Annotated in this window: 6 protein-coding genes and 1 riboswitch; of the genes, 4 read left to right on the top strand and 2 right to left on the bottom strand. The window is 61.0% G+C overall.

From position 1 onward, the window contains the following. Positions 1-157: 157 nt before the first annotated feature. On the bottom strand, positions 158-4,078 hold the full coding sequence (locus tag VJ604_RS18170) for a YhdP family protein (protein WP_324084957.1): 3,921 nt from the start codon (positions 4,076-4,078) through the stop codon (positions 158-160). 554 nt (positions 4,079-4,632) lie between these two features. Here VJ604_RS18170 and VJ604_RS18165 point away from each other — a divergent pair. From VJ604_RS18165 to VJ604_RS18155, 3 genes are all read left to right on the top strand, one after another. Further along, the gene (locus VJ604_RS18165; RefSeq protein ID WP_324084956.1) at positions 4,633-5,103 is read left to right on the top strand and encodes a DUF3015 family protein; all 471 of its coding nucleotides are present in this window, start codon (positions 4,633-4,635) and stop codon (positions 5,101-5,103) included. A gap of 80 nt (positions 5,104-5,183) precedes the next feature. After that, a complete protein-coding gene (locus tag VJ604_RS18160) occupies positions 5,184-7,109 on the top strand; it encodes an Lnb N-terminal periplasmic domain-containing protein (RefSeq protein ID WP_324084955.1) in 1,926 nt (641 codons plus the stop codon). Positions 7,110-7,776: 667 nt separating this feature from the next. Then, positions 7,777-9,168 carry a sigma-54-dependent transcriptional regulator gene (locus VJ604_RS18155; protein ID WP_324084954.1) on the top strand — a complete coding sequence of 464 codons (1,392 nt, stop codon included), beginning with the start codon at positions 7,777-7,779 and terminating at the stop codon, positions 9,166-9,168. Between the two features lie 227 nt (positions 9,169-9,395). After that, positions 9,396-9,470, top strand: a riboswitch (cyclic di-GMP riboswitch). Between the two features lie 215 nt (positions 9,471-9,685). Here the strand turns inward: VJ604_RS18155 and VJ604_RS18150 are convergent. Next, positions 9,686-9,826 carry a hypothetical protein gene (locus VJ604_RS18150; RefSeq protein WP_324084953.1) on the bottom strand — a complete coding sequence of 47 codons (141 nt, stop codon included), beginning with the start codon at positions 9,824-9,826 and terminating at the stop codon, positions 9,686-9,688. Positions 9,827-9,863: 37 nt separating this feature from the next. Between VJ604_RS18150 and VJ604_RS18145 the strand changes: the two genes are divergently transcribed. After that, the coding region (locus tag VJ604_RS18145) for a response regulator (RefSeq protein WP_324084951.1) at positions 9,864-10,584 on the top strand (721 nt) is incomplete at its 3' end.

Here is a 10,584-nt window from a genome sequence, read left to right as displayed (position 1 = left end):
ACGCCACCAGTTCCGCCAAATCCCTCTCGTCCTCGATGATCAAAATAGTAGGCATCACACTCCTCGCTCGGTACCAGTCATGCCACCTTATTACAGGGGGAATGTGTAGAAATTGTTACAAGAGTGTTAAATGCTTACTGCGCGGGATTAGTAGAGGTCAGCGCCCCATGATGACCTTGCCCGGTTCGGTGACGAGGGTGTCGGGAAGTTTGAAGACACGCTTGAAGATGTTGAAGACGCTGCGAGGAAGGGCCGTCATTTCGAGGGTGGATACTTTCGGATCGCTCCAGGGCCCCTTCGCCTCAAAGTAGACCACCAGGAAGCGCCTGCTATCGCCGGTCAGTATCCAGCCGATCACCGGGATGCGGCTGATGATACCGCTTACCGTTTGCAGCGGGTGGACACCGATCTTCAGGTCTACCTGTTCCCTGACCAGGTCAGTGGTCCCTACCGCCGTCATGTTGAGTGTCGGGCTATCGATGGTGAAGTCCTCAGTTGAGGCGATCCCATCGCGCAGAGAGAAAGTCACCTCGATCCGGTTATAGGGCATACCGTTGATCTCCATGTCAGGCAACTGGAACTTGAGGAGTTGGGACACGTTCAGAATGGAAAATACCCGGGCGAGAACGCGGTACTTGTTGATCACCCCCTTGTCCAAACGCATGTGGACCGAACCCTGGAGGGTCTTTTCCAAGGCGTTCACGTTTCCCCCCTTGGCCGTCACTGCCGCCTGCATGTTGAGCCGGCCCGACAGTTCCTTGGTCACCCTGAAGATCTTGAGGAATTGCGCCGCATCGACCTTTTCCAACATGCAGTTGACCTGGTAGCCGGGCCCATCGGCGAGGCTGAAGTCGGCCTCGCCATGACCACTGATCACCCCGTCCATCGCCTCCACCCGGAGTGATTTCATCCCGATGACCTTCCGGTCCAGGGTGACCTGCGAGTGAAGGGTTTTGAAGGCTACCAGGCCGGTTTCGCCACTTGCAAGGCGAACGGCGCCCTTCGATAGATCGATGACCGCCACCAGCCGGCCGCTGTCTCTCACCTCTTCCCACCCGCTCCCCGTTGCCTCCAGATGTCCTTCGGCATCGAGCGTTCCGCGGAGGTAGCCGTCGGCACCCGCCGCCCGGGTCAACTGGGCCGAATCCAGGTGGTGCAGGCGGTAGCGCACCTCGAATTCAGGGGCCCCTTTGGCCGCGAAGACGACCTTACCGTCACCTGAAATGGTCCCGCTGAAGATACCTGCATTTAGATCCTGGACCGTCAGGATTCCGTTGCCCCAGGATAAGTTCCCCGCGATCTGTGAGTAAGGGATCGGGCTCCCCGTCCCCCCTGCCGATGATGACGGGATCAGCTGTCCGCCACTCAGACGCACACTGGCGTTACCTTGCGCCGTGTTCCGAAGCTCGCCCGGCGTGTTCCCCCGAGCGGTGATTTCTCCTTCTGCAACCAGTACACCGGTTAGCTGCGGTTTTACTCCCACAGCGTGCAGAGCTTTACCAGCATCGATCTGGTCGAGCCGATACTGTGCACGGTAGGTCGCCAGACCTTCGCCGGCGAAATCGGCTTCACCGTTCCCGGAGATGGTCCCACCGAAAGCGCCTACCCGGAGCGCCTCGACAGCAAGCCGGCTTCCTTCCATGGTGAGCTCGCTATCCAACTCCTTAAAGGCAACCTCCCGGACACTACCCGCTGGTGAAGTCACCCGTGCTTTCACGGAAATCTTCCCGGCGCTTCCCTTGTGCTCGCCTGCGCGTTTCAGACGAAGCAGAGGTTCCAGGTCCTCCACCTTCAGGTGCGGGAAATTCGCCGTTAGGGAGAGCTTCGGTTTATCGCCCCCAGTAACCTCGCCACTCATTGCGAACGATGTGTGCGCTACCCGCCCTGACAGGGAGCCGATGGTCACTCTCCCGTTCTTGACGGAAAATCCTCCGGACAGGTGGTTCACCTCCGGGACGGGTCCCTCGTCATGAAACCCAAGGTCCTGCAGATGCAGTTGGGGGGATGAGAAGACCAGATCGGCGGCAGGATTGGAAGGTCCTTCCACGCGCCCTGAGACAGTGAACGGCGAGCCCCCTACCCTGCCGATCAGTTTCTGCGTTTCCAAGGCCGCTCCGTCAAGGTGGATTGTCCCGTTGATGTCACTCAAGCGGGCTATCTGTTGGAGCGGCCGCGCCGAAAAGTCGGCCAGGGTGATCTCTCCGCCAAGCCTGATGGCACCTGGTCGGTCTGGACTCCCCGCCCCGCTGATGCGCGCTTGTACGGCACCTGCAGGATGGTACTTTTGCAACCGCGGCACCAGGGGGATTAGTGGTTCGACCAGGAATCGATTGGTAGCGGCCCTGAAGGTGAGCGGGTCCCGTTGACGGTAACGATAGCTGCCGTCGGCCGTGACCTGGAGCGGAGGGATCTCATACTGGAGTTCATCGACCCTGATTTCGGCGTCCCTCAGATGGGCGGTGAACCGGAGCCGGTTCGAGGTGCCAGCCGGCTTTCGGATAACGTTCCCAAACTGGTAATCGGCGCCGGACAACTCCCACGCCCCACCCAGCCGATAATCGCCGGGTGAGCCCGAACCAGACAGCCGCAGCAGTGCAGGCCCGACGAAGGAGGCCGCTGCCGACCCCTGACCTAACAGCCAGGCCATTTCGCTCTTCGCCGGGGTGATGGCCATCTCGAAGGGATACTGGCAGAGTGGGTGGAGGTAATCGGCAATCTTTCCTTCCAGGGTAAAGGGGGAAGCGCCGAAATTCCCAGACATGCCGCGGAGGGTGAAGTCCTTGTGCAGGATATCAAGGTTTCCCCTGATGTTGTTGAAGGTGGGCACGCCTGGACCAAAATCGACCAATCCCTTTTCCACTCTGCCGCGGATGTGCAGGACCTTGTGGTTGTCGCCCCGTTCCATGTGGAGGATCTGGCTGACCCTGCCGTCGAGCCTGCCTTCGTCGAGCCTGTAGATCCCTCCCTTGATATGCCGCTCGATGAAGTCGGAGGTGTTGCTGGGGATGATACCGAACGGGATATACTGGTGAAACTCCTCCAGGCGGAAGGGAGAGGTGACGGCATGGGCAGTGATGCGCGGATCGCTGGACTGGAGGTCTCCCAATAGACAGTTCCCCGTGACCCGCAGCCCGTCGACTGCGAGATCGACAGAGTTGATCGCCAGCCCTTTCGGGGAAAGGTCGACTTCCCCTGCGACACGGAAGTCGCGGGGAGTGAGAACGGCATGGAAGAGCTGAGGGTAGTCCAAGCGGAGGCCCCGGAAGCGGAGTTTCGCCTTGGTAGCGAACTGGTCGGGTGTCCCCTTGAAGGTTCCCTCCACGTCCAACTGCCCGCGCAACGGTTTGAAGGGTAGCAAGCTGCCGTAATAGGGCCAGTAGCGGCCAAGGTCGAGGTTATTGGCGGCCAGGGCGAGGTCGAACTTCGATTCGCGCAGAGGGCTGCCGGTGGCGGGGATCCGTGCGGTGCCTTTGACAGATACGGCAGTGGGCACGCGTGCACCGGGAATTGTGGTGGAAAGCTGGAAGGTGGAGGTCTTCCCCTTGGCCAACCCACTTGCCTTAAGTTCCAGGTTCTCAAGCAGTAAGGTGAAGCCGGCGGGGTCCTGCAAGCGGTCATTCAAACGGATTTGGCCGTTTGTTATGCGAATTTTTTTGAGATGGATTTCATACCCGGAGCTTTTCCCCTTGAGCAAGTCGTCGAAATTGAACTGCCCGGTATGGTCTCTGCCGACCACCACAACCGGTCGATCTAACTCCACTTCCCGCAGATAAACCTCCTTGTTGAACAAGGGAAGCAGCGCGAACGTGAAGGCAAGCTGCCGGGCCTCTATAAACGGCGAGCTCCCCGACCTCTCCGCGACGGTGACCCCGCGAAAAGCGACCGACGGGAAGAGGCGCCAGGAAAAGGTGACCTCTTGATAGGTCACCTTCCTGTTCAAGGCCTGCTCCGTCATGGAGAGTATCTGTTGTTTGAAGGTGTCCATGGTCAACAGGCGCGGGGCGATAACGACCGCTGCCACAGCGAGGAGTAACGCTGAAAGAAGAGTCACGGCGACAGCTTTTAGAAAGCTCTTCATGGCCATAGACGGCACACTGCGCTGATGCGGTCAGTTGATTTAATTCCGCATCGTCTGATGGACCTGTTGACGCAGATCCGGACTGCGAGACAGGAGATCAAAGGACGAAATAGCGTCCAGGGGATGATATAGCGACCTTCTTCCGCTCTTTTACTACCGCCAGGAAGACCGCTACCAAACGCAATCCCCTGCCTTTTAAGGCGCTTGACGTTTCCAGCGGATAGGCATGCCTCCCCGATCACCAAAAGCAAGCAAAGTCCCGGCCAATGTCATCCTCTATGCCAATGGGCAACAGGTTATCCTGGTGACTGATCAAGACGGGCAATAGTCATTAAGATCGCAGCTGGACAAAGCTGGTTAAAATATCCCGGCCGGTGGTGTCATTGACACCCCTAACCTGCAGGTTACACTTGAACAAGGTCAGGACTCATGAGGAAGCCTGATCCAGGTGGCTTTTCTACAAGCCATGTCTACCCTGAATCCGCTTTACCCAAAGGTGGGAACATGGCGGACCTGCCAATTCGACATCGGCCAACAGGAAAAGGAGAAAAACAATGAAGAAACTTTTGACGGGATTGATGGTGAGCTTGCTACTGTCAGGTACCGCTTTCGCCGCAGGTGAGGCGCGTACCAATACCGGGTGCGGCCTGGGGACCGTGCTCTGGGAAAACAAGGCTGACGACAACGTATTCTTCCAGGCCCTCCAAGCTACCACCAACGGCAGCTCGGGCAACCAGACCTTCGGCATCTCATCCGGCACATCGGAGTGCAAGCCTCCCGCAAAGTCCGCACAGAACGAGAGGCTGAACCAGTTCGTTCGTGCCAACATGGATAACCTGGCCAAGGAGATCGCCATGGGCAAAGGCGAGACCCTGGACACCTTCGTGGAGATGCTTGGTGTCGATCCCTCCCAAAGCGACGCCTTCAAGGCAAAACTGCAGGCCAACTTCACCAACATCTTCACCTCTGACAAGGTGGTTATGGCCGAGGTTATCGATAACGTCGTGACCGTCGACAAGAACTGAGTCGTTCCCTGAGAGGAAGAAAGGTGCACGGACCAGTTCTGTGCACCTTTTTTTCATGCGATGAGTACTTGGAATCAAGGATGGCCCTTTCCCCCATAAAACCTGCTGCCGTGCGCCGCGCCGTCTTCACTTTCTGGGCGCTCTTCGCGCTCGCGGCAGTTCCCGCCCCGGCGCTGTCCCAGCCCTCCCCCTACCTGGAACAACTCCTTGCCCAGGCAAAGCAGCAGCGGCTGCACGAGGAAAGAAACTGGATCGTGCTGCTCCATTACGGAAAGGGCATGGGCGGCTCCTACCGAAGCAAGATCAACGATCCCCGCTTCTTCCTCTCGGCAGACGGCAGGACCGACCCCGAGGCGGAACTTCGGGCGACCCTTGCCGGCTTCTTCGAGGCCGGGGCCAAGGACGGCACCCAGGCCGGCTGCCGGTTTCCCGCACGCCTGCAATGGCTCAAAGAGCGCCTCGCCATCGACGTTTCCCAACTCCCCCCTTTCAGCTGCTCGGAGAGGGACTCGCTGATTGGGCAGGTCGATGCGCACTCCGCGGCGCTGATCTTTCCGGTCGGCCACATCAACAGCCCGGCCTCCATGTTCGGCCACACCCTGATCCGCATCGACAGCGGCAGCCGGAGCAGCTTGATCTCCTTTGCCGTCAACTACGCGGCGGAGACCACCGATGTGAACGGCATCGTGTACGCGTACAAGGGGCTTTTCGGCAAATACCGGGGGTACTACTCCCTCATGCCCTACTACCTGAAGGTGAAGGAGTACAGCGACCTGGAGCACCGGGACATCTGGGAATACCGCCTGAAGCTCTCCCGGGAAGAGGTGAACCGGATGCTCCTGCACGTCCTGGAGCTGGAGTATATCTCCTCGCAGTACTACTTCCTGGACGAGAACTGCTCCTACAACCTGTTGTTCCTGATCGAGGCGGCCAGGCCGTCGCTCCACCTCACGGACCGGACCGGGGTGCTGGTCCTTCCCACCAACACCATCGAGATTGCGCTGGAGAGCGGGATACTGGATGAGGCGGCCTACCGCCCCTCGCAGGGGACCCGGATCAGGAAGATCGCCTCGACGCTGGATGCATCAGGTCAGCAGGCGGCCCTGGAGCTGGCGCAGGATGCGCGGCAGCCGGTGGCCCTGCGCCTTTCCAACACCCCTCTCGACACGCAAAGGGAGGTCCTGGACCTCGCCGCTGAGATGGTCCAGTTCAGGTTCGCCAAGAAGGAACTGGACAAGGAGAGCTACTCCAAGCTGTACCTGAAGCTGCTCACCGAGCGGAGCAAGCTGGGGACCGCCCCCGGCGAGCCCTACAAGATAGATCCCCCTCCCCCGCCGGAAGCAGGGCACCGGACCACCAAGCTCGCCGTCGGAGGGGGCGCGCGCCGGGGCGAGGGGTACGCCGAGCTGGGACTCCAGCCGGAATTCCACGGCCTGCTCGACCCCGACCAGGGCTACCTGAAAGGGGCGCAGATCAAGTTCCTGGACACCGCAGTGGACTACTACCCGGCACAGGAAAAGGCGCAACTGAGAACCCTGCACCTTTTGGATATCGTCTCCACGGCGCCGCGGGATCTCTTCTTCAGGCCGCTGTCCTGGAAGGTCAACGTCGGCTTCGACCAGGAGGCCATGCCCGATGGCGAAGACCACCTGATCTTCAGGCTCAACTCCGGAGGGGGGCTCTCCTATCACTCACCGTTTGGCGGGATCATGTATGGATTCGGGGAGATCGACCTGAATGCGGGTGGAGGGATCCGGGCGGGGGTGACAGCCGGGCCGGGGGTGAGCCTGGGGATCATGGAACAGCTCACCCCCTGGTGGAAGGTACAGTTGCAGGCGCAGACCTTCTACTACGGTATCGGCGACCACCGTTTTTCGGTGAAATCTCAGCTCGCCCAGAACCTGCGACTTTCCCAGAACAACAGCCTGAGCCTGGAAGGCTCCCTCCAATGGGTGAACGGTGACCGGGTCCCGGAGCTGCGCGCCCTCTGGAACCACTACTTCTAGGTCCCCATCAGCTGAACTGAGGCGTAAAAACCTGCGCCAATTGATCGACATTTCAAAGGAATAGCGGTGGGCATCACGGGTTGGAGGCCACGCCGGCAAACAGTACGGCATCTGCCCCGGAAAGGACGGGGTAGCTTCAACTGCTTACAAAGGCACTCTCACTGCCGGCGGTGGCCGGTAGGGCAAATACAGTGCTCAGCTTCTTTCTGTCAATTCCCACGATCCCCGTGCCAGTACCAGGAGGCTCTATGAGAATGCTTGACTTGCAAATGGCAAAAAAGATAAAGTTAAACGACTAAATTAGTCGCTCGTGTCGCCGCTTGAGACCTGCCAAGCCGGTCGTGTATCACATCAGAGAAATACGCTTGAACCCTACAGTTACCACTGTCTTACATCACACGCGCTGCACCGACTGCACTCCGCTCCCGCCAGGGAGGCGCAAGCCCCCCCACAACGGAAGCGGGCCTGCACGAGGGGCCCACCGAGCCGCCGAATTCCCTTCACCTCACCCCCCACTTACCCTCCCCAGCTCTCAGCAAGCCGGGGCGCAGACACACCGCACCACCGCCAGAACTCCAGGAGCCCGCCTGACGGCAGCGCCTGGACGGCCGCCGGCCGCTACCTGTCCGCTCTACCACCTGCCGCTTGGCCCTCGCGAGGTACCCGCATGACCGATCTCAAGCAACTCACCCTACTACTGGTCGACGACGAAGATGAGCTCAGGCAGGATACCGCCGAGTTTCTGGAACACTACTGCGGCCAGGTCCTGCAGGCGGCTGACGGCCGCCAGGCGCTGGAGTTGCTCCAGCGCCAAAACTGCGACCTCGTCTTGAGCGACATCCGGCTGCCGGTCATGGACGGGCTGGAATTCGCCAGCCGGGTGCGGGAGCAGGCACCGCAGCTTCCACTCATCTTCTGCTCGGGATACGTGGACACCGACTACCTCTTGAAGGCACTCGAGCTGAAAGTGACCGCCTTCCTGCGCAAGCCGCTCAAGGGAGACGAACTGGTGAGCGCCATCGCCAAGGCCGCCGTGGGGGCTTTCAGCGGGGTGAGACTGCGCGCCCCCAGGCAACTGGCCCTGGAAAGCACCGGCCCGGCCCTGAACGCGGTCACCGAGCTTGCCTCCCGCGCCGCGCGCACCCCCTTCTGCGTGCTGCTCAAGGGAGAGACCGGCACCGGCAAATCGCGGCTTGCCAACATCATCCACAACATGAGCGCGCGGCGGGAGGGCCCCTTCATCGCCGTCCAGATGGGGGCGATCCCGGAGCACCTGGCCGAGAGCGAGTTGTTCGGCTATGTGAAGGGAGCCTTCACCGGCGCCGCCGGCAACAAGGCGGGGCTGGTCGAGACCGCGCAGGGTGGCACCCTCTTCCTGGACGACATCGAGGCGGCTTCCCCCGCCATCCAGGCCAAGCTTTTGCGCTTCGTGGAGGAGAAGCGCTTCACCCCGGTGGGAAGCCTGGCGGAGCGGATGATCGACGTGAGGATAGTGGCGGCAAGCAACCGGGACCTCAAGGAGGAAGCTGCAGCGGGTCGCTTCCGGGAAGACCTGTACTACCGGCTTGCCGACGTCACCATCGAGCTGCCGCCGCTCAGGGAGACCCCGGAGGCCATCGTGCCGCTGGCCATCAAGTTCCTGCGGGAAACCGCCGACGAACTGGGGTGCGTACCGCCGACCCTGGCCGAGGAGGCCCGGGCGATGCTGATCGAGCTGTCGTGGCCGGGCAACGTGCGCCAACTAAAGAGCACCATCCGGCAGTTGATGCTGTACGCGGGACACGAGATCAGCGCCCGGGAGATCGCAGCCGTCGCGCGCCTCCCCCTGAAGAGCACGCTCGTTCCCCACACCGAGGCAGCCTCGGCGGCGTCACCTCCACCGTTTCCCTGCAGCATGGACCATCTGGAAAAATGGTCCCTGGAACAGGCGCTCGCCTTTTGTGAGGGGAGAAGGATGAAGACCGCCGAGATGCTGGCGATGAACTACTACACCTTCCGCCGCCGACTGGAAAAGCACGGCATCAGCGTCGGCGAGCAGCCGGGAGATGCACAGGATTAGCTTGACGGGGGCCTCCGGCCGGCTGGCGCTGACGGTGGCCTGCACAGGGGGGCGCAGAGTGCGGGTATCGCTTATCGCTACCTCATCGTACACCAGTAACCGTTTTCGATAGTGCCTCTCCCCCTTCCCGCCCGCTCACCGCTGCCAATCCCTTGCAAATCGGCAAGGAGCCCAGTGGCACGCGAATTGCTAAACGAGATGCCAAGCACGGCTCAGCACCTGCTTCTGATCGATACTAGCAAAACCAGAGCAATCTGGTGACGCAAAGCCACGGGTCCCTCAGGGATAGCCGGGTTGCCGAAACAGAGGATTCCTTGCCTCCTCCGCGCCTGCAGGCACGGTTGGAGTAGAGCGCCCACTTTCGGCTGAAAGTGGGCGTTTTTGTTTGGGGGCCCGCTCGCCCCCCTGCCGGCCAAACCAACTGCCCCACCGGGAGCAGTTGGAAGGCGCGCTGCCGATTAGTTAAGGTACTACTTGCGGTAATCAGCTGAAACATGCGAAACTACGCCGATTACACCTACCGGTCGCCAGGTGCGGCACCGCGCTCCATCGAGAGCTGGAACGGATGCACCCCGGCGGCAAGGTTTTTCTTGAGTGGGTACACCGACCAGCTGCCGGGCTGCACCACGCCGAGCAGCTGGTCACCCACGGTGTCCATCCGGACGCTGCGCTAACACTACGGGAGGTACTTCCATATGAACGGTAGCAACGGCCACACGGTCCTGTTGATCGACGATGACGACTTCGTCCTGGAGAGCGTGAGCGACCTGCTCACCGAGCACGGCTACACCGTCAGCGCCTTCGACAACGGCGGCTCCGCGCTCGACCGCTTCCGGCAGGCCCAGACCGATGTGGTGCTGACCGACATCAAGATGCCCTGCATGGACGGCATCGAGCTGCTCAAGCAGATCAGGCTGATCGATGCCGACACGCCGGTCATCCTGACCACCGGTTTCGCCGAGCTCGACATGGCCGTGGAAGCCCTCAAAAAGGGGGCCTTCGACTTCATATCAAAGCCCTTCCAGTTCGCCTACCTTTTGCACGCGGTGGACAAGGGGGTGCAGTACAAGCGGATGAAGCGGCTGGAGCAGCGCTACCGCGTGGAGCTGGAGCAGACTGTGGCCCAGCGAACCCGGGAGCTGACCGACGCCCTCTGGCAGGTGAAGAGCATGAGCCAGGTGATCATCGAAAGGCTAACCGCCGCCACCGAGCTGCGCGACGAGGACACCGGCGCCCACATCTCCCGGATCGGCATCTACTCGGGGAGGATCGCCGGGACGCTGGGGCTCCCCAGGGAGTTCGTGGAGACCATCACCACGGCCAGCGCCATGCACGACGTGGGGAAGATCGGCATACCCGACGCCGTGCTCCTGAAGCCCGGCCCCCTCACCGCCGAGGAGTTCGGCGTCATGAAGA

The organism is Geomonas sp. (assembly GCF_035254065.1).
Lineage (GTDB): Bacteria > Desulfobacterota > Desulfuromonadia > Geobacterales > Geobacteraceae > Geomonas.
The sequence above is the reverse complement of the archived record's forward strand: the minus strand, read 5'-3'. Positions and strand labels throughout refer to the sequence as shown.

Excerpts from the sequence above, each read along its gene's own strand:
- VJ604_RS18170 (WP_324084957.1), bottom strand. The coding sequence starts at position 4,078 with ATGAAGAGCTTTCTAAAAGCTGTCGCCGTGACTCTTCTTTCAGCGTTA.
- VJ604_RS18165 (WP_324084956.1), top strand. The coding sequence starts at position 4,633 with ATGAAGAAACTTTTGACGGGATTGATGGTGAGCTTGCTACTGTCAGGT.
- VJ604_RS18160 (WP_324084955.1), top strand. The coding sequence starts at position 5,184 with ATGGCCCTTTCCCCCATAAAACCTGCTGCCGTGCGCCGCGCCGTCTTC.
- VJ604_RS18155 (WP_324084954.1), top strand. The coding sequence starts at position 7,777 with ATGACCGATCTCAAGCAACTCACCCTACTACTGGTCGACGACGAAGAT.
- VJ604_RS18150 (WP_324084953.1), bottom strand. The coding sequence starts at position 9,826 with ATGGACACCGTGGGTGACCAGCTGCTCGGCGTGGTGCAGCCCGGCAGC.